Origin of the sequence: Cytobacillus sp. FSL R7-0696, assembly GCF_038006865.1 — a bacterium.
In the GTDB taxonomy this organism is placed as follows: domain Bacteria; phylum Bacillota; class Bacilli; order Bacillales; family Cytobacillaceae; genus Cytobacillus; species Cytobacillus kochii.
On record NZ_JBBOWA010000001.1, the window covers coordinates 2,742,757 to 2,762,989 of the forward strand.

Sequence of the window (20,233 nt, forward strand, 5' to 3'; positions counted from 1 at the left end):
CAATGTGGGAATTATTATCCTCACATTGCTTATTTGATGTAATTCTCTTTGAAAAAAAGCTCGTTATGATTGACTCTTGGATCATTGGGTCGGTACTCTTTTGCTTTACAGTGATGCAAATAGGATTGATTTTCATTACCATTTTGCCAGTAACAATAACATAGTTGAATATGTGGGTACCAGGTAGTATAAGATTCATCTTTAAAATTAAAATGAGTCGGTTCCTCGAGCGTAGTTGCTAATTGATACCAAAAAATGGCCTTATTGAAGTCATTTTTTTCTTTATAAATATCACCAATTTTACAAGCGGCTTCGGGTCTAGGTGTATCAAACTTCATGGTTAAAATGAGTGCCTCAAGCTCACTTTCTTCTATATTTAAATGTTTATAACATTCAGCTATAGATAAGCATGCCCTAATTTCATCCTCGACCCATCCCTTTTTACTTTGTAAAAATTGTGCATAATAGGCAATTGCATTTTCGAATCTAGCATGGTCTTTTAGTTCATTTGCAAAATAAAACAAATCCCTTGGTGAAAACTCCTCACCCTTTTCTAACCTTTTCTCGTATATTTTAATATTGCGATCACTTTGTTCATGATGAGTTTGTTTCCTACTTTTATTATGCTTAATGGCAATATCTGACTCAATAATATGGCCCCCGACTTCCAAATATTCATGGACAGGCCCATGCCACTTGAAATGTCGGTCTCTTTTAACTAACCGATGTCTACGAGAACTAAAGGTTGGTTTATTTTCCTCATCAAAGGCTAAATGGTAGAGCATCGCGACAGCATCTACGTCAAAAGATAACGCTCCTTTTAAGTCTTTCATTTTTTGTCTGTCATCTGGTAAAAGTATATCGTCTGCATCTAACCAGAGAATATAATCTTGTGTGGCTTGCTCAAAAGCATAATTCCTTGCTGCGGCAAAATCATCTGTCCATTTATAGTGAAAAAGATGTTCAGTAAATCCTTTAGCGATTTTCTCTGTTTTATCTGTTGAGCCCGTGTCTACAATTATAATTTCATCACATAAATCAGACACACTTTTTAAGCATTCAGCAAGTACTTCCTCTTCATTTCTTACAATCATACAAAGGCTAATTGTTATCATCCCGTTCACCACCAAATAAAGAATCCTTATACTATATGAATGGTGAAAGAGATGGGTTCAAACCTAATTAGTTATTTCATTGCAAGTCTTAAAAATAGTAAATAAAGTAAGAAAACCCCGAGATATCCCCCTGTTATTAAAAATAAAGGGTTAAGAAAGACGACATGGACGGTTGTCATAAATACTAAGTTTTCGCTAATGATTTCATAAACTGTTGTAGCTGTTATACTTTCAAAAACGATGAGGGAAATGGTAGCAAAAGAAATGAGCACAATATGTGTGGGTGCCCAATATTTATTAGCAAAAACCATTAAAAGGGGAATCATTATAATCATCAATACAATGAAAAATACCATTAAAAAACCCTCCTAAGAAGAGTGATAGGATTAGCTTCTGTTATTTTTCAAAGAAAGATACATTTATTTTCCGAAAAATATAAAAACGAAAAGGAACTTACCTAGATTTGTCGAATGATAGGTGAAAAGGAGTTGAGAGTAATGAAACAAGTGAAACAACATCAGTGGATTTGCTCTAAATGTGAGAAAGTAATAGAAGACAAGAATGAATATATCGATAATGATGGTGTTTGTGACCAATGCTATTCTCGTAAACTGAAAATAAGGCGTGGTTTTAAGGTTTAAGAAAAAAATAAGCGAATCCCATATTTGTAATAATCAAATATGGGACACCGCTTATTTTGATTTGTGAACAACTCTTTTAGTTAAACAAGTCATACAAATGATCTTTCTTTTTACAATTTGTATTTCATGATAATAAACAAGCTCTTGACATTTATTGCAAAGCACAAATTCACTCATAAAATTTACACATCCTTTCTTTAAAGGTATATGTAAAAAAAGAGGTAAACATGATTACTTGTACGAAGCTTATAAACTTACTCATTAATATGAAGTGCAATTTCTTGAAGCTCTTCTTTCATTTGGCCAATAAGTGATAAAACAGACCCGATCGCCTGAATCCAACTACCATAAAACCCCAATGCTTCACCGCTCTCACTACTCTTGTCTCTTAATGTTTCTATCCCTCCTTTTGCTTGCATACTATTGCCAATTCCTTGAAGGAAGCCACCAACTATATTTAAAGATCTACCCGAGGGTGTTAAATCAAAAAACTCATCACTTAATGCAACAAAACTTCCTAAAGCTTGGAGCCAATTACCAGTAATGATTATTCTTTGGTTCAAATCTTTATTCGGGTCAAAAAGGATGCCTGTGACAACGAGAGAATTGCCGACAGCTTGGACTTCATCACCAATAAGCTCAAGCGAATAGGTTCCTTGACCATCAGCGGAAAGTGCTTCGCCTGTAGCTTGAAGTATATTCCCTTGCAAACGCAAATCAATTTTTAGCTGTTGATTGATAGGGAGTTGAGGCGTACTTCCTAAAGCTGCTTCAATTGTACCGATAGTTGACAATACAGAGCCAAAAATCTCCTTTAGTTGACTATTCAGGCCTAATCCCTCCCATACTCGCTTCATTATATGTATGTGGTGAAGGAAGTGGGTTTGTACTTAAGGAGATAAAAATGAAAGATATATATTTATCGGTACTTCTTCCGAATAAAGACCATTTATTAACTAGTACACAACCCGTAGTAAGAGTCGGCTCATTAGCAGCAAGGTACATCAGCATAACCTCATCGACTAACGGTTTTTTGGCAATTAGTTCATCTATTTAAAATTGTCTGTTGCCAGTTCATCGCAATGGAATCAGGCTGGGCTCTATTCATACGAATATTCTACTCTTTAGCAACATGAAGTAAAGCCAGTCGATTGTGTCTCCTTTATTGCTTGAACTTTTAAGAATGTCCCATCTAATCAACATGGACTTTTTTTATTCATCATTTGTTTTATCCTCAGAAACTCTTTTGTACAAGGAGTGAATGCTGTTAAGTCTGATTCATTTGCTTAAACTTCTCTCCCTCATTTACAACATTTAATTTTTTTAAGCATTTTCTTCTCTTACTTGATCATCTATATCTGTTACGATTACTTCTGCACCTTTTGAGCAAACATAGTAGAACTGCAGCGATTATACGAGATATCTCCCCAGTAATAATCTAATCGTAAATCTGTTGTAAATCCCATTATCTTATCTCCTTTCGTTAGCAGTGAACTTAACAAATAACTTGATTCACCTACTCTTAAAGGTTAACTTTAAGTAAATACAACCTAATACTTGTTTTTTATTTGAAAGAAGAGGGAATATAAAACATAAGTACATAATAGTTAAAGGAGAACGATTAAAGATGAAGAGATTTTTACTTATATTATCGATAATGACGATTTTTTGTTTGACTGCATGTGGCGATGGTGATGGTGAGGGCGATTCTAAGAGTGCAAACATGGATAAACCTAATCTAGCTGAAGAAGAAATTGAAGTGAGTCTCCAAAATGCCGTAGATATTTTTCTGCGAGAATTCGAAGTGGATTATATCACAAAAGTCGAATTAGATAGTGATATGGATCAATGGAAATATGATGTGGCTGGAACTTCTAATGAAAAAGAGTATGAGCTTGTGATTGATGCACAAACTGGAGATATTTTAGATAAAAGTGAAGAGGCCATTGAAAAAGGGGACGAAGAACAAGGTATTTCATTAAATGAGATTATCTCACCTTCAGAAGCGATGAAAATTGTTCAATCAGAAACGAGTAATGAAATCGGTGGTTGGACATTAGAAGTAGAGAATGGAACAGAGCAGTATGAAATCGAAGTCAGAGATGGTAGTGAAGATATCGATTATATTATTAATGCGATAAGTGGTGAGTTAAAAGGCAAAGATTAAATTTTTTCCTCAGCAGATAGTAAAGTCCAATGATTAATTTAATCATTGGACTTTTTTTAACCGATTATTAAAGACTAGGTTGTACGACGGGTGATTTCTTATATTTTTTCTGGATGACATATGTCTGGATAATAAGGAATAATCCACTCACTGACCAATATAAAGGCAGTGCAGCTGGTGCAGATAGGGAAATAAACAAGATCATTGCCGGTGAAAGGTATCCCATGATTTTCATTGGTCCTTGTTGTTGATCCTTTGGTAATTGCATAAGGGAAACTCTGAATTGCAAATAATAAATGACACCAGCGATAATAGCCATTGGAATATTGGCGTGTCCTAAGCTAAACCATAAAAAGCCATGGGTAGCGATTTCAGGAGATGTTCTAATAGCATAATAAATAGCCATCAAAATCGGCATTTGTATCAGCAAGGGTAAACATCCCATATTCATTGGGTTGACCCCATGTTTCGCATATAAACCAATAAGCTCTTGTTGTAATTTTTGCTTCTTAGCTTCATCTTTTGTTTTGTTCATTTGCTCTTGTATAGCCTTCATTTCAGGTTGTAACGCTTCCATTTTGACCTTCATCGATTGAGAGCTTTTTACTTGTTTAACGGTTAAAGGTAGCAAGATCAACCTTAATAATAAAGTCACTAGCACAATACTCCAACCATAATTTCCGTGGAATATGCCTGCAAAAAAGTCGATGATAGAGATCAATGGCTGCACAAAATAATGATGGAAAAACCCTGTGTCTGTACCACCGTTTGCTTGACAGCCTGCTAAAAACAATGAACTTGTAATTACTAACCATATTATTTTCTTCAAAAATATTTCCTCCTCTAATGATTGTTTTAATTAGTCATTAGAGAAAGAAAAGCTTCATCGCTATCGTCTGGACTTTCTTTGCGACGGACTGTAAGTAAACGGTTTTGTTTACATGCCCAATTAAGCACATTAGAAAGAACAGATGCGTAGTGGTTAATTAAATCAGCGTCTGCTTCTTGAAGTCGATAAAAAAGCATGCCTGTATTTCGTTGTAAGAAATATATCGTTAAGGCGGGGAGTAGGATTGTTAAGACAATACCAGCTAACGTTAAGTCATGAATGGTTTGATAATCAAGTTCAAAAAGACCAGCAAATATCATCCCAAAGATTATGGTATGATTGAATAATAAATGTCTCATTAGACTGCTCCCCTCCTTTCAATTCTTTTACATATTTTCATCATAATCATAACGGAATCGGAAGGAAAAGTAAATGAAGCAAGACTTACACGCTTTGGACATCCTTTTTGTAACTATTATATTTAAATATTAAGTAGATAGTACAAGCATCTTTTTCTGGTACAACCATTCTAAAAAATGGTGTTAGGGGAGTATTCATGATTGTTCGTCTATTCTTTTTCTCCATCCTTCTCTAAGCCTTCACATGCATACTCTATTAAAGAAAAAATCAAAGCTAAAATAATTGTAGCGACCAATCCGATTTGGATAGAATGCATAACATAATCCAAAAAAGACACAATCGCCCAGTTTGTCAAAAAAGAAAACACTAAAGATGTAACCTGCTGTTGCCTCAGGGTATATTTCCCCGAATGATTCATCAATAAAATGAGTGCTCCTATAAAAATATCAGATACGATTCCAATGAGAAAATAAAGCAAAATAAATGAAATGATGGATAGGAAGGAGTCAAATTTGATGTTAAGTAAATGAAAGATTCCTAGAGTACTAAAAAAGTAAAGAGCAAGAACGAATGATAAGACCAACAGAACAATGATGCTTATCGCGATAGTTGCCCCAATGATACTTTTGAAGTTACTTTTCTTTGATGATGGTTTGTCTTTCATCTTCTCATCCTCTCAATAGACTTTATTAATGTGTAAAATTTTACAGTGTATTAAAGTGTTTGCCAACTTATATAGTTATTCTTTTTAATAATCTTGTAGCAGGCATTGAAGGTCATGTACCGTTTTATTTCTATAGGGAGGGCCATCATTAGATGTATCAGTTCTAGATGAATTGTTTGCCTCAGTGAGGCTATCGCTTTTTGCTACCGGACACTATTATAGGAAAAACTCAATTAAAACTTTAAGGGGTTATATAATGAAAGCAAGAAAGTGAAGAATGAATGGCTCATTGTGTAACAAAAGGGCTCTATGTGCTTGATATAGAGAGGTAGTTGAAATTTGGCTAGGAGAAGATGGCAAAGGAAACCGATGAAAAACAATACAAAGTTGTCTTTTAAATGGCCTTTGCCTCTCTTTATTTTACTTTATGCCCTTATATTACTTTTAATTGAAGTCCTAAAGGTAAGAGTCATTTTAAGCAAACAATTACTCACTTTTACTTGCTTCTTGATTTATATACTTTGTTTGGACTATGAGAATATTTAATTTCTACATTTATATCTTCGGCAGTAATATTCTTAAACATGTCTTGAAAATTGTGTTGCTTCCAAATTTTATTATGATGCCTAAAGAGGTAATCTTCAAAAAGGTATACATCTATACCTTTTTCTCGCCCAGATTTTAAAGATAAGAAGGCTTCTTCTCTGATTTTCTCTTCAACTTTATGTTTAAGTGCATCTTGATTTACTTCGGAGGCTCCCTCTCTTAAAATGATTGTGGATTTTATGTTTAACTTGAATTTAGAATGAAAGTTGTCTTCCTCCAACATTAATTTCGTTTTAGGGTCTCTAAGTTCGACTTCAACAGAATCGTTTTTATTTTCCATATTGACCTGAATTAAACTTCTTTCTACATCTGCCTGCTTATTAGCTTTGATATACCCATTTAACTGAGATGAGTTTAAAAAACCTATGTAGTTCCCGCCTTTAATAAAATATCCTCCATTTAAATAGGGTACTAAAAATTTCAATTCATTTTTTCTCACATTATTATCAGTTATTTCAATTCGTGGTAGTAAGATAGTCTTTGTCGCTTCACCTAAACCAATAAGAAATTTAGTTGCATCAATAGCAGGTACTTCTGAAACTTGTGATTGTGTGTCTAGAGGTTGGTTAATAATACTGCTTGTATAGGGATAATAAAAAGGCATTTTAAGTGTCAATATTTTCTCCAAATCTTCACTTGTACCATAAATCCACCCATGGACACGTATGTTGTAATTCGAAGATAGTGAATCAGTCGTTTCCTTTAGTTTATACTTGATTATATTTTCTGAAAAAATAAAGCTATTGATATGATCAAAATTAATTTTTATTTGCATGGTTTTATAAATATTAATTAATGCTTTATTTATTGTATTGCCTTTTCCTACACCCAACCATACAGGTTTATCTTGATTAATAGAGCTGCTCTCGGTCTTAGCTACATTTGAAAAATCTAAGAATTGAACATATACCACATATTCTTCATCAATAAAGTCAACACCAAAACCAATTGCGTATGCTTGATATTGAATTTCTGCAGGCTTTTGACATCCACTTAACAAAAGAAACATAATCATGGTAATGAGGATCCTCTTAATTTTAACTCTCCCCTTTAAGGTATACTATCTTAACTTAGAGTGATGTTAAATGGACTTAAGTATTCATAAATTATAAAGTCATTTACATATCTCATGCTCTTTACCTGCTATGCTTTCGTATTTCAAAATATCAGAATCAAGTGCTTCGAAGTAGATGTATATTTTAATGAATCAATGTATCTGCGAATACAGGATGAATTACAGATAGATTATGTATAATGTCTCTTAAAAAAACAGCCCACTGATGTGGGCTGTGCTTCAATATAATGGTTGTTGGTTATGACAGGATGGAAACCCACTTATATCTTGAATCATATGAAAATCATATTGCTTTAATGCGAATTGGGATTGATATAAATATTCAATCACTAATAATTTTCTTTGAGATGTACCACAAAGTTTCCCTGATGTTCCTTGACCATTGGTGAATGAGATACCAATTGGTTGGCCAATTAAATAATTAATTTTATGTTGCCATGGCATGGTGATATCACTCCTTCAAAGCATCTTATGATTTTGAAGGGATTGGGTGCATGGATGAGCTTTAATAAAGAATTATTAAGTTTATTTAAAAAAGCACCAAAATGAAGGGTGCCTCCTTTATAACTATTTTATGAAAAGTACCTACTTACATAAGTCCTTGATTACAAATAATATAGGTATTAGGATCAAAAATAACCACCATAGTGAAGGTTAATAACTGGGGCAACTGGAAATTTAGGTTCTAAAGTTGTAGCGTATTTATTTACCAAATTATCAATAGAAGAAGTAGTTGTTGGTGTACGTGAAGACAAGTCTCAAAAAGCAATTGATATAAGAAACAAGGCTTGGGAGCTCGTGTTGAGAAACAAGATCCCCAAATTACAGATTAGAATCCACACATTCCGATTTGAAATTCTTTTTAAAACGTCCTGCTACATCATTGAGGCAAGCTCTTACAAAATTGTTAATAAATACAAAATAGGTAAATCAAACCTTCAGCCAAAAACAAAACAAAAATCTTATACCACTAAATGAACTTGTACTTTAGTTATAAAAGCCTTTCTATTTGGAAGGGCTTTTTAACATAAGTCATCATTAATACAAATAAAAAATTTAATTACTTCAAATCGGAAGGTAACATGCCATACACAATACTATCTGTCCATTCATTTTTATTCCAAAAATCTTGTATGAAATGTGCTTCCTTTCTCATACCAATTCTTTCACATAATTTTTGTGAAGCTATATTTCGTGCATCTAGATTAGCTTGTATACGATGCACTTTAAATTCATCAAATAATTTATTGACCAAACTACTTACTGCTTCTGTCGCCAAACCTCTACCAGATACTTCATTTGAAAAACTATAACCAATCTCAACAGTGTCTTTCATACCTGTATACCATACGGATAAATCACCAACTACTTTACTCTTGTATATAACTGCTAAACTTAACATGGATTCTTTAGTGAGTACATAGTTTGCTAGCTTTTTATCAAACCTTTTGTTCATATCTTCGTCAGTCCACTTCTCATGTAATAGGAACTTACAAGTATCATCATTATTATAAATAGCAAATACATCCTGTAAATCATTACGCTTAAAAGGTCTGATTAGTAGTCTTTCTGTTGTGATTTTCAAGTTAGTTCTTCCCCCTTGCTTTTATTCTACAAACATTTCTTATAGTATTTAGCCTCCTTTTATATGTTACCTTAAATACATATTTCACCATAGTAAATGAATAGCCTCTTCACCTAAATTCTCCGTTTCTTTAAGTAAAACCTTAGGCAATATTAGAAAATGCTTATATTGAAGTCGAAAAAATTGCTTCTGAACTTGCACAGAAATAAATAAAAAAAGCAAAGAAGAGAAACTTTTAAATTTCTCTTTTTTGCTAATTGTGATATGGAATCTGACTATTTTATACTTTGCTTCAAACATGTTTCTTGTTAAAGTTAGCCTTATTTTTATTAAAATGATGGATATGTAATCTTTCCTGTTTCTACCAATTCTTTCAAACCTAAGAACATATAATGCCAACCTTGTTCGGTCTCTTTTTTCCAATCTTCATGTGCTTTTTGAATATCTTCAGTAGTCCAATCTTTTTCATGGATTACGTTAATTTCTTGTGTGAAAATCATTTCACAGCCTGATTCAAGCGATTCGATTTCCACTGTAATGTCGTCTTCTAAATCACTAAATTGAGGCATTTTGAATGTGAAAATAAGTTTCGCTGGTGGTTCAACCAATTTGTATTCTCCAATAGCTCGATAATCTTTCCCATCCCGATGATCCACAACTTCCCATGTTCCACCTACACGAGGATTACTCCTTGCCACTTTATTTGTATGTTCCATGGTGAACATCCATTTCTTAATCGTGTCTGCTTTAGTCCACGCGTCAAATACTTTTTCTGCTGGAACATTAAATTTGCGTTTCATATTAAGGGTTGTTATTGATGTTTTTGCCATCTGAACCATCCTCTCAACGATTATTATTCTGTTTATTTATTCTTACGTTTCTACTTTAAACGTTGTTCTTATATAACGAAAGTGCCTTTCAAAAAAATAGTATAACCAATATTGGATAATATTATGGGAGCAAGAAAATACAACAAGTACGGCAACCACAAACAAGTTGTCGATGGACATAAGTTTGATAGCAAAGCAGAAGCAATGTATTACGGCCAATTAAAATGGTTGCTGCAAACTAAACAGATTAAAGGGTTTAAGATGCAACAGAGATACCTTCTTCAAGAGGGTTTTAAAAAGAACGGAAAGACTTACAGAAAGATTGAATATGTTGCTGATTTTGAAGTAGAAAAATTAGATGGAACAATAGAGATCATTGATATAAAAGGAACAGTCACCAAAGAATTTTTAATAAAAAGAAAACTGTTCGAGCGTCATATATGGATTCTATTAAATTACTAAAATATGACCGAGATAGGGGATTCGTGGAGGTAAGTTAATGGCTAGAAGAATCGTAGAAACGAATGCGGTTAGACTTGATCGAGAAAAGCTACAGGTTGTTGTCATCTACGAGGAAGGCATATCGAAGCAGCAGATTAGAAATGAAAATCCATATAGCAAACGGCATGGGGTTATTTTCCCCAGTGCCGGGGCTTATGAGGTGAGGGGAGATTACTGATTTTGTATTGTGTTTCGTTAAATGGAGGAGAAAAAATGAGCGAAGTAATCAATGTGGGGTTATATGGAGGCAAGGGTATTTTTTTGGGGAAAGACAAAAGTGATAGATACCCGAATCTTAATAGTAAATGGGAGTGGGATGGTGAGTTTTCAACCTATAAATCTGGCTATGTCAGTAGCGTTTCTATAATCAAAGATTATGAGATTGATCAATTCAAATTGAGACCATCAGAAAAAACCGTTGTGGAAATTACGAGCAATGATCAAGTTACAGATGAGACTGTTTTCGTTAATTAATCACAAGAATTAATTTGTTCCCTACCGGCAGCTAGGAAAATTCCTAGCTAAGCCGATTGATTTTCTTATTAATTATAACCACAAGACTAATGAGAATGGCACTAAAGATACTGGAAAGGACAGCACTCCCAACACCCATCCACATAAGAGAAACCAGTTTCTTTTTGTATGCAGGAAACATAAGACACATCCTTTCTAAATTTAAGGTTGCCAATTTTATTGCAAAGTATGTAAAAACGGAGGAATGAACGTGCGTGAGATAAAGTTTGATGCAATTTATAAGCCAACAGGAGAACACTTTACTCCGATTTCAATAAATTTTAATGACAATTCGGTTGTAGGAAATTTTGATGGTGAGCAAGGAGATTGGTGTCATTTTTCTTTAGATGGAAATTACGGTGATGTGATCTTACGTCAGTACACAGGGTTTAAAGACAAAAACGGCAAGGAGATTTATGAGGGGGATATTGTAAAGCGGCCGTTAGGCGGATAAGGAGTTGTTAAATTCCATGAATCATGGGGGTCATTTTATTGTTCTACGTTCATAGCAGTTGATGAACATGGCGATTTGGTTAAAGCCAGTAGTTCGGTTCCGTTCTAGAATGACTCCAATAAATTTGAAGTAGTTTATACGAGGACAAACATTTAATCAACTCTTGAATTAATTTGTTTCCTACCGGCAGCTAGGAAATTTCCTAGCTAAGCCGATTGATTTTCTTATTAATTAATTGTTAGAATGCAGTTTACTTTTTAGAGTATCCACATGTTCCCTTTGTTTATCTAAGATCCTATGAACAAGATTTAAACTTTTATCATCTAGTTTATCTCGTACCAAGTTCTCGGTCATTTTTATTCCATAAAGGTTTTCTCCTTTTATAGCATGTTTTAAGATTTCTTTTTCATCATGAGGACGATCAATATTTTCACTAATAAAAAGTTCTATCTTACCAATTACTCCTTCACTAGTCTCAGGAGTTCCATGTAATTCTTGAATTCGTTCAGATAATAACTCTGCATGATACTTCAAGTCCTTTTGTATTGTAATGAACATACTGCGTAATGGAGAGGAGTCATCCAATTTTTTAATGAAGTTTTCATATGAATGTATACCCATATATTGTCCTTGAAGTAGCTTGTTTAAGGTTTTTATGATTTGTTGATCTTCCATTGATATCACTCCTTTCATAAGAACAGTTTAAACTTCAAAGGCAAATTATATGCAAAATTTAGAGTAGCACTAAGAGCTAGGTTGAAATTGATTAGCAAATTATATTACTCAAGAGTAATTGTATTTCTAAGAAAAGAATAAGCAGCTAACATAGGTGCAAATTAATTTTTCTTCTTATTTCGATCGTAGTAAATAGCGAACAGAGCACAAGCAATTGCAACTACAGAGAGAATATGACTTTCATCCATTTGATCCACCTCTTTATTTTGAATATATAGTTAGACGAATGAAAAGCAAATTTTGTTCATTTTTTTATACAAAAGAATAAAAAACGTTAATTAAGGAGGAATTACATTGGAAGTAAACTCAGTAAGCAAAATGTTTCACAAATGAAAAAAGAGAACCCACTATAGATTCTCTAATCAATTAGGACAATTTCCAAGCAGGAATTAAAGAATGGAATTTAAAAAATAAGCTCATGATAACGTGTATTACTGAGTATATAGCTAATGTTATTGAATAAGTAAGTAGCCACGTTAGCCAAGGTTCATTTAAGAAGAGAAAAAGCGAAAGCATCCCAATTGGGAAAGGCACTAAGATGATTAACCACATAGGACCTTTTAATGCTTCTGTAATAGCACCTAATAAGACAACGGTAGCGCCAATTATTAGAGCTTGCCATATTGGTAATCCATTACTAAGAAGAGTACTGCCGATGAAATAAGATAAAGCAGTTAGTAAAATTGCCAAAAAAAAATCAAAATAATATCTCAACAAGATCAAACCTTTCAATAAATAAATTGAATATTCATAAGAATATTTTACTCTTTATTTTGGTCGATGTAATTAATAGTTTGTAAATAATTTATATATATTTCGATAATTTAACGAAACAAAATGATAGATAAATAAACTAATTCTAGTCTCAAATAAATAAAGAAGAGTGCAGTGAATGCAGCTCTTCTTTATTCTTAAGAATCTGATGCTAATTTGGAATATATTTTAAGATCAATATATCGACCCTTAGATTTCTCTGATTGTCTTAATGTCCCTTCATATGTGAAATTTAGCTTTTCAATCAATTGTATTGAATTAGTATTTTCTGGTTCGATTTTAGCTTCTATTCTATTGAGATTTAATACATTGAAAGCATGTTGGATTAAACAAGTGATTGCCTCTTTAGCAAATCCTTGTCCCCAATATATTTTATTTAGGTCATATCCAATTTCGGCTTTAGCGTTCTCAAAATCAATATAATTAAATCCACATGTACCAATAATTTGGTTTGATTTTAATTCAATTAGAGTGTAACGAATTGCTTCATCATTTTTTGAAAGTTTGTCAAATAATAAAATCATTTCTTTGACTTGATTTTCATTATTAAAACTTTCGATGTTCATAAATTTTGTTACTTCAGGATCAGACCATATCTGAAAAAGCTCGGCTGAGTCTAATACGTCCATTTTTTTAAATAATAATCGCGGTGTGTTGAGTTTTTTAATCAATATTTTTACCTCCGTATTGTTTTTATTATCTGAGGGTTTGATATTGATATCTGTACATAGTTCAGTCCCTTCATTTAGGTGTTTATATATTATAACAAAATTGTTTTTAATAATAAATTTGATGAAAAAAAAAGGTAGGAGGAGTATCCTTGGAAAAAGATTTGAAATTCAATGAAAAGAATCTGAATCACGGATTTATAATAACTGGCTTGCTCGGAATGGTTGAAGATGAAGGATTGAGTCCGCATGAAGCTTTTCGAGTGGTAGAAGATATTAAGAACCAAACATTTTAGGCACTGTCCGAAATACGCAGGGAGCCTAAACAAGGTAGGAGGAGTTAATTATCTTTAGTCTCTTTACCTCTTTCATAAAAGTATTTACGAAACTCATAGCCTAATGCCAATAATCCCAAAATCATCATAATAAAAAATAAAATTTGACTCGTTGAACTAAGTGATTCAGGTAGCCAACCACCATTAATAAAATGTCTGAATGTAGTTAAGGTTGCACCTAATGTAGCAATAAATACTATTATTAAACGAATCATTACTGCACACCCTTTACATGATTAGTTATTTAAAAATTAACATAATTTGGATTGTTAAACAAGTGAAGAATAGGGGGTATGTTTTAAAACATATTAGAGAATTGGAAGTTCTCTTATGAAACAAAAGATAGAGGGAGTTGATTATATGAAGATGACGAGTTGTAGCGTTTTTCGTCGTACTTCCAGTAAAAGAAACAATGGTGTTTGAACATAGGGGGATTTGCCGTAAATGTCGCAGTAAGCAATAAAAAAAGCCAGGAATCCCCGGCACCCATGTAAATAATGGAGCTTCTCAAACTATGCGTTCTTATCATTGGTGGGACAGGCTTTGGATTTTGTTCCGGTTAACTCAAAAGGTGACTCTTTGGAAGGGATATGGTGCAGCCGATGTAAAAAAAGCTATTAAAGAAGCCAAGCGCCTTGGTTTTGAGTGGGGTGGAGATTGGAAAAGTTTTATTGATAAGCCACACCTTCAATTTATTTATAAAGGTTATGGAACAGATACGTTTAACGGTTCAAATGTGGATACTTCGTCTAAAGGTGAAGGTACTAAGCCATCTAATATTGCTACAAGTATTGTGGATTACCTTAAATTAAAAGGGATTGATTCTTCATTCTCTAATCGTACAAAAAATCGCTCAACAGGATGGGATAAATAATTATAAGGGGACACCCGAGCAAAACACATCATTATTGAAAAAACTGCAAAGTGTGGCTAAACCAGCTCAGCAAACCAAACCAAAGCCAAAGGGCGATATGAAAACAACTAGTGTGGTTGACTATCTGAAATCAATTAATGTCGATTCTTCCATGACTAACCGTAAAAAACTTGCTGTTAAATATGAAGTTAAAAATTATAGAGGTACAGGCGCGCAAAACACACAGTTACTAAAGAAGTTGAGTGCTTAAAATAAGTGTATTTGTTCACTAAAATAATAAGAGATACAACTATTTAACTGCTTTCCAAATCGTCCATCTGTCTTTTTCAACTATGTTCTGCTCAATTGAAATTAATTCATCTATATAGTTAATTAATACTTTCAATTCTCTAGCTTCTAAATCATGTAGAATGCTTCTTCCTGTTCTTTTGCTTAAATCTTGAAGTAATTGTTCTTTGGAATCATACACCCTTCGAATTTCCCATAATTTAACTTCTTGAATCTCTCTGAACCCTACTTGCTGAAGTGCTTCCTCAACATATTGGCTACTATATCTCCGTTTAGTTTCTTTACTTATTAACTTTGGAAATAAATCAAAGAAATACCCTCTAATATGACTGTCACTCCCTTTTAATAAACAGTCTTCGGGCGTACGGTCTTGAATAATGAAGTATCCATTATCTTGTAATAATCTATATGCCTCCATAAAACAATGCTGTAAATCGCCTATATGATGGATCAATGCTCTTTCAAGCAAAAAATCATAACAGCCACTTTCCAATTCCGTATGTAAAGCATTTCCTTGTTTAAAAGTTATGTTCCTATAATCTTTACAGTTTTCTTTAGCACCTTCAAGTATTGCATTGGAAAAGTCGACACCAGTAATAGATTTTACGCCCATATCAGTTAATGCCTTAGAATAAATTCCTCCACCACACCCTATATCTAATGCATTAGAAATTTGTTGTATTGGTACAAGCTCCTTTATAGCATCCATCCACGACTTATCTGCTTTTCGAGTCGCATAAGTCTTACGATTTTCATCTTTATGAAAATCAATCCCCATACTTAGCATCCCCTTTTTTGAACTGTTCTCAATTTTAATTCTACACTATTAATAATTGCAGTAAAATTTAGAATTATTTATCTATTTTTATAAGTTTTTATTATAGTTAAACTACTTTTGAAAAATCCGTACTGTACTACAAACATGCCACGTTTGTTAAACAAGAAAAAAAGAACGCTCTAGCGATCCTCATTTTTAACTCTTGCACCCGTTACTTTAAGTGCACTATTTCACTAACTACGTTGCAAGTAATAGGAGAACATTATTATTGTTTAAATGATAAACCTTCTTCTTCTAATGAAATCCTCATAGTTGGTAAGGATGCTGGTCCAATACCATGGATTTTTAGAATTTCTTTTTCGGTGTACTTGGAGAGTTTTTGCAAAGTATCAATTCCTTCGTGAACTAAGGCGTTTCTGGCAGGTGAACTTAGTTTCGACAGGAAGCCACTATCAGGTTTATTCTCTTTATCACAAGTAGGGCAACTTGGACAATCACTACTTTTGTAATACTCATGTCCCTTTTCACAAACCCTTAAACTTTTTTCAGCTTTCAAAATAACCCCCTCCTTATAAATGTTGATTCAATTTTAACATATTATTTTTCTATATTCAGTTTACAATCCAATAAAAGCACTGTTATTAAACAATTCTGCCCCGTTTGCTAAACAAGAAAAAAAGAAAGAACGCTCCAGCGATCCTCATCTTTAACTCTTGCCCCCGTTAGTTGAAGAATTCCCCTTTAAAGTACCTCTTATGTCAAATGAAAATTTAACATTTTCACACTTATTCTTAATTCTTGGATTGAAATAATTATGCTGCTCATCATATCCTTTATAATGGAACTCATACATAGTAAAGGATTCATCATGTCCAATCTGGTTTACTCTCATATTCCCTTTCCTCATCTTGTTTTTTTACTTCCTTATTGTATTTTCCATCAAGGTAATATAAAGCTGTTTAATCTCAAATGGAGACTTCTCAATGATTGTTAAATCTCTTTCAAGGATGATAATAATCTTCGGTAAGTATATAGCTTGCTCTAGCACATCACGATCGGTTTCATTAATCCTAGTCATGTTGTTATACCCTTTCGACTGATATCACTTCATCTATGTGAAATTTTAAGATTCTTAAATCGTTCGTTTCCAAATGAATGTACATATTAATATGATCGATTTTATCGACTATGCCCTCATAAGTTTTTGTGAATCCATCAATCCAGATGGTCATTTTGATTGTAAGGGTGTAGTTTAATGATTCCATTGTTATTATCTGTATTTCTTGAAGTTGTTGCTCATCTAACTCTGGCTTTTTCACTTTTTCATATTCGGCGGGTATCTGCTTAAGTAATTCGGTGTGTTCGCTCATAAAGAACCCTTGCCATTTCATTTTTCCACGATCACGAATCATAAGAGAGCAGCGCACTTTTAAGGTAAGTAATGTCCTATCGATTGGTCCAGTCAGGAAAGTAAGGAGAGGAGCTTATTCATGGGAGTGAAAATGCCGAAAAAGTCAAAACCGCAAAGACCTTCAAGGGATGAATTTGAATTAGAAGAGCTGGGGAATGCAGTAGTTGAGGCACATAGGGAGAAAACTGAAGTTTTAATATTGTTGTGGCAAAGAGATTCTATACAAGGAGTCTATAGATATTTTATCAATAAAAAAACGCTCTTTAATTAAACTGTACCCTATAAGATAGACACTTTGAAAAAAGTCCATCTTATAGGGTACTTTTGTTTATAATGAGAAAAAAAGATGTCGGAGTAGATTGAAATGACGAAAAGATTACTTACAAAGAAAGAACAAGAGCAATTAAAGCAAAACCCTAACGTGAAAGCAGTGAGTGAAAAAACAATTACTTACACAGACGAATTTAAACGTCATTTCATTGTGGAGAATGAGAATGGTAAACTACCACGAGAAATATTTGAGGAGTCTGGTTTAAATGTTGATTTAATTGGAATGGGACGTATTAAAACTGCCGGAAAACGTTGGCGGGCAGCTTATCGTAAAGCTGGTGTGGAAGGCTTACAAGATACGCGTAAAACAAATTCGGGTAGGCCATTAGAACGTGAATTAACGTTAGAAGAAAAGATTGCACGATTAGAAGCAAAAAACCGATTACTTGAGGCAGAGAATGAACTATTAAAAAAGCTCGATTTACACGAAAGGCAGATGTTGAAAAAGAAGTAAAAATGGCACCAGAATTAAAGTATAAACTCATCCAGGAAACGATAAAAAAATACAAATTGAAGCGTATGGTGAGCTATTTATGTGAAGTAATCGGCGTATCTCGTTCAGGTTACTACAACTACTTCCTGGAAGAGTCCGCACAAAGGCGTACAGCTAAAGAGGAAACGGATGAAGTAGTAAAAGAAATCATTTTAAAGGCGTATCATTTCAGTGGGCGCAAAAAAGGGGCACGCCAAATTAAAATGACGCTTCAAAACCAATACCAGATCACGTACAACTTAAAACGAATTCGTCGTATTATGAATAAATTTGAGATTGTTTGTCCAATTCGTAAAGCAAATCCTTATCGACGCATGGCCAAAGCAACAAAAGAACATCGTACGTGTCCAAATCATTTACAACGCAACTTTAAGCAGGGTGTGGCGGGCAAAGTACTCTTAACTGATATCACGTATTTACCATATAAGGGTGGTAAGTGTGCTTACTTATCAACGATTAAAGATGGAGAGACGAATGAAATTTTGGCTTATGAAGTATCAGATTCATTAAGTATGGATATTGCCTTAAATACGCTTCGAAAACTAAAACGAAAAAACCATCACCTAAAAGATGACGCTTTTATTCATTCAGATCAAGGTTTTCATTATACCAATCCACAATTTCAGAAACTTGTGAAGAAAACAGGTTTAGGTCAGTCGATGTCACGCCGAGGAAACTGTTGGGATAACGCGCCTCAGGAATCATTCTTTGGGCATTTAAAGGATGAAACAAATATAAAAGAATCTGAAACACTAGAAGAAGTAAAACAAGAGATTAAGAGATATATGGTATATTACAACCATTATCGAGGTCAATGGAATTTGAAAAAGCTGCCGCCTGCAAAATACAGACAGCAGCTTCAACAAGTTGCCTAGGCTTTTTCAAAATGTCCTTTACAAAGGGTACACTTTAAATAAGAGGGGGCTTTTGAATTTTATATGAGGTTATTTCACTAAAGCCCACGTTAGTTATATAAGAAAAGGGACGATTACTCCACAATCGCGCTCGATCTTGAATAAGCAGCTACCTACTATTAGCTGGTTTAATGGAAGATTGATAACACGATATTATTTACTCGAGGAGAGCATCAATCTCAATTAATGCATGTGTCCATTTATCTCTGGCTTGATTCCTTTTATCAACATTAGAAAGAAAGGAGCTTATTTCACGCAAAACGACTTTTGTAACATTTGGTTGAGTCTCATTAAACTCTAATATAATTTCTGAGTTTAGCGTTTTGTCTGGTGACATTGGTCCTTCATAATTCCAGCTTTTTTCAATGCGTTTATATGGTTCAATAACCTTATACTCTCCAGATTCAGTATGCATTCCAGGTAACTCCTTATCTTGATTTGTAGCCAAACGAAAGCTTCCCCCAACACGAACATCCATATCAATTTCTGTAAGCCCGAATAAGTCCTTAAGTATTTGAGGGGATGTCCAAGCATCAAATAGAATTTCTGGTTTATGCTTATATTCTCTGTTTACTTCTATAGTGTACGTATCATCCGTTTCGAGCCAAGATATTATTTCCCAAGTATATCCATTTGTGTCTTTGAAAAGGCCTGTATATCCCCAATCATCTGCGGTACCTTCTTTCGTAACCGTGCCGCCAGCTCTTAATGCACGTGAAAGAATGGAATTAACCTCCTTAGTATCTTTAGCAGTGTGACTGAAAATAACGCTAGAAGCGTTTAGATTATCTTCATGCTGTTCAGTCATCTGAGCGAACCCTGAACGCTCATACAAAACTAAAGACATTTCTCCTTCTAGAAAGAAAGCAACGTGATCTTCACCCGATGAAATTTTATCTTCTGGAAGAGCGAATACTTCTCTGTAAAATCCTGTTGACAGATCTAAATTCTCAACAGGAATTGTTACAATATCAATTTTGGGATTCATCATCTATCACTCCTAGACTTTTTAAGTATATATGCCTCTTGAGTGTGGACGACCAGCTTAATATACTCAATTATATTTCATTTCACCATCCATTACCAACTTTCTATTGATATACCTTATTCCGTTAAATGCCCCGTTTGTTGAATAATAAGGAATTAATTTTGAATGTACTTAAGCAGGTAGAAAGTGTCATTTAAAACATAAAAAAATATAAAAAAATGAATTTTGACGGCAAAATGACGGCAAAGGGAACTTAGGGGATAAATCATAAATAGGGAAAAATAAAAGAAGCCCTGATAAATCAA

Annotated in this window: 29 protein-coding genes and 1 pseudogene; 12 read left to right on the forward strand and 18 right to left on the reverse strand. The window is 33.6% G+C overall.

What is annotated here, in order from left to right; translation table 11 throughout:
• Positions 1-29: 29 nt before the first annotated feature.
• Positions 30-1,115, reverse strand: coding sequence for a glycosyltransferase family 2 protein (locus MKX29_RS14235; protein WP_341106184.1), 1,086 nt, complete (start codon positions 1,113-1,115; stop codon positions 30-32).
• A 71-nt stretch (positions 1,116-1,186) separates the two neighbouring features.
• Positions 1,187-1,471 carry a transposase gene (locus MKX29_RS14240; RefSeq protein ID WP_224937935.1) on the reverse strand — a complete coding sequence of 95 codons (285 nt, stop codon included), beginning with the start codon at positions 1,469-1,471 and terminating at the stop codon, positions 1,187-1,189.
• Between the two features lie 141 nt (positions 1,472-1,612).
• On the opposite strand from MKX29_RS14240, the gene MKX29_RS14245 reads away from it, so the two are divergent.
• Entirely contained in the window at positions 1,613-1,756 is a 144-nt protein-coding gene (locus tag MKX29_RS14245) for a hypothetical protein (RefSeq protein ID WP_341106185.1), read from the forward strand.
• A 254-nt stretch (positions 1,757-2,010) separates the two neighbouring features.
• Here MKX29_RS14245 and MKX29_RS14250 read toward each other — a convergent pair whose 3' ends face one another.
• A complete protein-coding gene (locus tag MKX29_RS14250; RefSeq protein WP_425389334.1) occupies positions 2,011-2,613 on the reverse strand; it encodes a DUF6944 family repetitive protein in 603 nt (200 codons plus the stop codon).
• Positions 2,614-3,383: 770 nt separating this feature from the next.
• Between MKX29_RS14250 and MKX29_RS14255 the strand changes: the two genes are divergently transcribed.
• Positions 3,384-3,923 (forward strand): PepSY domain-containing protein, encoded by a 540-nt coding sequence (locus MKX29_RS14255; RefSeq protein ID WP_224937933.1) that lies wholly within the window; start codon positions 3,384-3,386, stop codon positions 3,921-3,923.
• 67 nt (positions 3,924-3,990) lie between these two features.
• Here the strand turns inward: MKX29_RS14255 and yidC are convergent, their stop codons facing one another.
• The 7 genes from yidC to MKX29_RS14295 form a co-directional block, all read right to left on the reverse strand.
• Positions 3,991-4,752, reverse strand: a complete 762-nt coding sequence (gene yidC / locus MKX29_RS14260; RefSeq protein ID WP_341106189.1) for a membrane protein insertase YidC — start codon at positions 4,750-4,752, stop codon at positions 3,991-3,993.
• A 26-nt stretch (positions 4,753-4,778) separates the two neighbouring features.
• Complete coding sequence (locus MKX29_RS14265) at positions 4,779-5,111, reverse strand: hypothetical protein (RefSeq protein ID WP_224937931.1); 333 nt, start codon at positions 5,109-5,111, stop codon at positions 4,779-4,781.
• 209 nt (positions 5,112-5,320) lie between these two features.
• Complete coding sequence (locus MKX29_RS14270; RefSeq protein WP_289434429.1) at positions 5,321-5,776, reverse strand: YrvL family regulatory protein; 456 nt, start codon at positions 5,774-5,776, stop codon at positions 5,321-5,323.
• 496 nt (positions 5,777-6,272) lie between these two features.
• Positions 6,273-7,418, reverse strand: a complete 1,146-nt coding sequence (locus tag MKX29_RS14275) for a Ger(x)C family spore germination protein (protein WP_341108277.1) — start codon at positions 7,416-7,418, stop codon at positions 6,273-6,275.
• Between the two features lie 258 nt (positions 7,419-7,676).
• Positions 7,677-7,901 (reverse strand): hypothetical protein, encoded by a 225-nt coding sequence (locus MKX29_RS14280; RefSeq protein ID WP_095372124.1) that lies wholly within the window; start codon positions 7,899-7,901, stop codon positions 7,677-7,679.
• A 616-nt stretch (positions 7,902-8,517) separates the two neighbouring features.
• Positions 8,518-9,042 (reverse strand): GNAT family N-acetyltransferase, encoded by a 525-nt coding sequence (locus tag MKX29_RS14290; RefSeq protein WP_341106193.1) that lies wholly within the window; start codon positions 9,040-9,042, stop codon positions 8,518-8,520.
• Between the two features lie 329 nt (positions 9,043-9,371).
• The gene (locus MKX29_RS14295; protein WP_224937928.1) at positions 9,372-9,872 is read right to left on the reverse strand and encodes an SRPBCC family protein; all 501 of its coding nucleotides are present in this window, start codon (positions 9,870-9,872) and stop codon (positions 9,372-9,374) included.
• A gap of 123 nt (positions 9,873-9,995) precedes the next feature.
• Here MKX29_RS14295 and MKX29_RS14300 point away from each other — a divergent pair.
• From MKX29_RS14300 to MKX29_RS14315, 4 genes and pseudogenes are all read left to right on the forward strand, one after another.
• Positions 9,996-10,366, forward strand: a pseudogene (locus MKX29_RS14300) (DUF1064 domain-containing protein); the annotation flags it as partial.
• Positions 10,367-10,371: 5 nt separating this feature from the next.
• Positions 10,372-10,551: a hypothetical protein gene (locus MKX29_RS14305; RefSeq protein ID WP_341106196.1), complete on the forward strand. Its 180-nt coding sequence runs from the start codon at positions 10,372-10,374 to the stop codon at positions 10,549-10,551.
• 35 nt (positions 10,552-10,586) lie between these two features.
• Positions 10,587-10,847 (forward strand): hypothetical protein, encoded by a 261-nt coding sequence (locus MKX29_RS14310; RefSeq protein WP_224937926.1) that lies wholly within the window; start codon positions 10,587-10,589, stop codon positions 10,845-10,847.
• A 250-nt stretch (positions 10,848-11,097) separates the two neighbouring features.
• A complete protein-coding gene (locus MKX29_RS14315; RefSeq protein WP_224937925.1) occupies positions 11,098-11,340 on the forward strand; it encodes a YopX family protein in 243 nt (80 codons plus the stop codon).
• A 231-nt stretch (positions 11,341-11,571) separates the two neighbouring features.
• Here the strand turns inward: MKX29_RS14315 and MKX29_RS14320 are convergent, their stop codons facing one another.
• A complete protein-coding gene (locus tag MKX29_RS14320; protein WP_224937924.1) occupies positions 11,572-12,015 on the reverse strand; it encodes a DUF2383 domain-containing protein in 444 nt (147 codons plus the stop codon).
• Positions 12,016-12,613: 598 nt separating this feature from the next.
• On the opposite strand from MKX29_RS14320, the gene MKX29_RS14325 reads away from it, so the two are divergent.
• A complete protein-coding gene (locus MKX29_RS14325) occupies positions 12,614-12,739 on the forward strand; it encodes a hypothetical protein (protein WP_285840956.1) in 126 nt (41 codons plus the stop codon).
• Positions 12,740-12,986: 247 nt separating this feature from the next.
• Here MKX29_RS14325 and MKX29_RS14330 read toward each other — a convergent pair whose 3' ends face one another.
• Positions 12,987-13,520 carry a GNAT family N-acetyltransferase gene (locus tag MKX29_RS14330; protein WP_341106201.1) on the reverse strand — a complete coding sequence of 178 codons (534 nt, stop codon included), beginning with the start codon at positions 13,518-13,520 and terminating at the stop codon, positions 12,987-12,989.
• 149 nt (positions 13,521-13,669) lie between these two features.
• On the opposite strand from MKX29_RS14330, the gene MKX29_RS14335 reads away from it, so the two are divergent.
• Positions 13,670-13,813, forward strand: a complete 144-nt coding sequence (locus MKX29_RS14335; protein ID WP_251163361.1) for a hypothetical protein — start codon at positions 13,670-13,672, stop codon at positions 13,811-13,813.
• A 44-nt stretch (positions 13,814-13,857) separates the two neighbouring features.
• Here the strand turns inward: MKX29_RS14335 and MKX29_RS14340 are convergent, their stop codons facing one another.
• Complete coding sequence (locus MKX29_RS14340; RefSeq protein WP_224937921.1) at positions 13,858-14,067, reverse strand: hypothetical protein; 210 nt, start codon at positions 14,065-14,067, stop codon at positions 13,858-13,860.
• A 299-nt stretch (positions 14,068-14,366) separates the two neighbouring features.
• Between MKX29_RS14340 and MKX29_RS14345 the strand changes: the two genes are divergently transcribed.
• Together MKX29_RS14345 and MKX29_RS14350 are read left to right on the forward strand one after the other, a co-directional pair.
• Positions 14,367-14,726, forward strand: coding sequence for a M15 family metallopeptidase (locus MKX29_RS14345; RefSeq protein WP_341106205.1), 360 nt, complete (start codon positions 14,367-14,369; stop codon positions 14,724-14,726).
• A 34-nt stretch (positions 14,727-14,760) separates the two neighbouring features.
• Positions 14,761-14,976: a DUF3597 family protein gene (locus tag MKX29_RS14350; protein WP_341106206.1), complete on the forward strand. Its 216-nt coding sequence runs from the start codon at positions 14,761-14,763 to the stop codon at positions 14,974-14,976.
• A gap of 39 nt (positions 14,977-15,015) precedes the next feature.
• On the opposite strand, the gene MKX29_RS14355 is transcribed toward MKX29_RS14350, so the two are convergent.
• From MKX29_RS14355 to MKX29_RS14370, 4 genes are all read right to left on the reverse strand, one after another.
• The gene (locus MKX29_RS14355; RefSeq protein WP_251163363.1) at positions 15,016-15,792 is read right to left on the reverse strand and encodes a class I SAM-dependent methyltransferase; all 777 of its coding nucleotides are present in this window, start codon (positions 15,790-15,792) and stop codon (positions 15,016-15,018) included.
• A gap of 265 nt (positions 15,793-16,057) precedes the next feature.
• Positions 16,058-16,348 carry an RNA polymerase alpha subunit C-terminal domain-containing protein gene (locus tag MKX29_RS14360; protein WP_341106210.1) on the reverse strand — a complete coding sequence of 97 codons (291 nt, stop codon included), beginning with the start codon at positions 16,346-16,348 and terminating at the stop codon, positions 16,058-16,060.
• Positions 16,349-16,708: 360 nt separating this feature from the next.
• Positions 16,709-16,870 carry a hypothetical protein gene (locus MKX29_RS14365; RefSeq protein ID WP_341106211.1) on the reverse strand — a complete coding sequence of 54 codons (162 nt, stop codon included), beginning with the start codon at positions 16,868-16,870 and terminating at the stop codon, positions 16,709-16,711.
• A 4-nt stretch (positions 16,871-16,874) separates the two neighbouring features.
• The gene (locus MKX29_RS14370; protein WP_341106213.1) at positions 16,875-17,162 is read right to left on the reverse strand and encodes a YolD-like family protein; all 288 of its coding nucleotides are present in this window, start codon (positions 17,160-17,162) and stop codon (positions 16,875-16,877) included.
• A gap of 120 nt (positions 17,163-17,282) precedes the next feature.
• On the opposite strand from MKX29_RS14370, the gene MKX29_RS14375 reads away from it, so the two are divergent.
• Positions 17,283-17,474, forward strand: coding sequence for a hypothetical protein (locus MKX29_RS14375; protein WP_341106215.1), 192 nt, complete (start codon positions 17,283-17,285; stop codon positions 17,472-17,474).
• Between the two features lie 93 nt (positions 17,475-17,567).
• A protein-coding gene (locus MKX29_RS14380) for an IS3 family transposase (RefSeq protein ID WP_341104648.1) occupies positions 17,568-18,901 on the forward strand; the annotation gives its coding sequence in 2 pieces (ribosomal slippage) (positions 17,568-17,949 and positions 17,949-18,901; 1,335 coding nt in all).
• A gap of 196 nt (positions 18,902-19,097) precedes the next feature.
• Here MKX29_RS14380 and MKX29_RS14385 read toward each other — a convergent pair.
• On the reverse strand, positions 19,098-19,928 hold the full coding sequence (locus MKX29_RS14385; RefSeq protein ID WP_341106217.1) for an SRPBCC domain-containing protein: 831 nt from the start codon (positions 19,926-19,928) through the stop codon (positions 19,098-19,100).
• Between the last annotated feature and the right edge of the window lie 305 nt (positions 19,929-20,233).

Bases quoted from the DNA above. Each gene is read 5' to 3' on its own strand.
- MKX29_RS14235 (WP_341106184.1), bottom strand. From the start codon at position 1,115: ATGATAACAATTAGCCTTTGTATGATTGTAAGAAATGAAGAGGAAGTA.
- MKX29_RS14240 (WP_224937935.1), bottom strand. From the start codon at position 1,471: ATGGTATTTTTCATTGTATTGATGATTATAATGATTCCCCTTTTAATG.
- MKX29_RS14245 (WP_341106185.1), top strand. From the start codon at position 1,613: ATGAAACAAGTGAAACAACATCAGTGGATTTGCTCTAAATGTGAGAAA.
- MKX29_RS14250 (WP_425389334.1), bottom strand. From the start codon at position 2,613: ATGAAGCGAGTATGGGAGGGATTAGGCCTGAATAGTCAACTAAAGGAG.
- MKX29_RS14255 (WP_224937933.1), top strand. From the start codon at position 3,384: ATGAAGAGATTTTTACTTATATTATCGATAATGACGATTTTTTGTTTG.
- MKX29_RS14265 (WP_224937931.1), bottom strand. From the start codon at position 5,111: ATGAGACATTTATTATTCAATCATACCATAATCTTTGGGATGATATTT.
- MKX29_RS14270 (WP_289434429.1), bottom strand. From the start codon at position 5,776: ATGAAAGACAAACCATCATCAAAGAAAAGTAACTTCAAAAGTATCATT.
- MKX29_RS14280 (WP_095372124.1), bottom strand. From the start codon at position 7,901: ATGCCATGGCAACATAAAATTAATTATTTAATTGGCCAACCAATTGGT.
- MKX29_RS14295 (WP_224937928.1), bottom strand. From the start codon at position 9,872: ATGGCAAAAACATCAATAACAACCCTTAATATGAAACGCAAATTTAAT.
- MKX29_RS14305 (WP_341106196.1), top strand. From the start codon at position 10,372: ATGGCTAGAAGAATCGTAGAAACGAATGCGGTTAGACTTGATCGAGAA.
- MKX29_RS14310 (WP_224937926.1), top strand. From the start codon at position 10,587: ATGAGCGAAGTAATCAATGTGGGGTTATATGGAGGCAAGGGTATTTTT.
- MKX29_RS14320 (WP_224937924.1), bottom strand. From the start codon at position 12,015: ATGGAAGATCAACAAATCATAAAAACCTTAAACAAGCTACTTCAAGGA.
- MKX29_RS14325 (WP_285840956.1), top strand. From the start codon at position 12,614: ATGATTAACCACATAGGACCTTTTAATGCTTCTGTAATAGCACCTAAT.
- MKX29_RS14340 (WP_224937921.1), bottom strand. From the start codon at position 14,067: ATGATTCGTTTAATAATAGTATTTATTGCTACATTAGGTGCAACCTTA.
- MKX29_RS14345 (WP_341106205.1), top strand. From the start codon at position 14,367: ATGCGTTCTTATCATTGGTGGGACAGGCTTTGGATTTTGTTCCGGTTA.
- MKX29_RS14355 (WP_251163363.1), bottom strand. From the start codon at position 15,792: ATGGGGATTGATTTTCATAAAGATGAAAATCGTAAGACTTATGCGACT.
- MKX29_RS14365 (WP_341106211.1), bottom strand. From the start codon at position 16,870: ATGACTAGGATTAATGAAACCGATCGTGATGTGCTAGAGCAAGCTATA.
- MKX29_RS14370 (WP_341106213.1), bottom strand. From the start codon at position 17,162: ATGAGCGAACACACCGAATTACTTAAGCAGATACCCGCCGAATATGAA.
- MKX29_RS14375 (WP_341106215.1), top strand. From the start codon at position 17,283: ATGGGAGTGAAAATGCCGAAAAAGTCAAAACCGCAAAGACCTTCAAGG.
- MKX29_RS14385 (WP_341106217.1), bottom strand. From the start codon at position 19,928: ATGAATCCCAAAATTGATATTGTAACAATTCCTGTTGAGAATTTAGAT.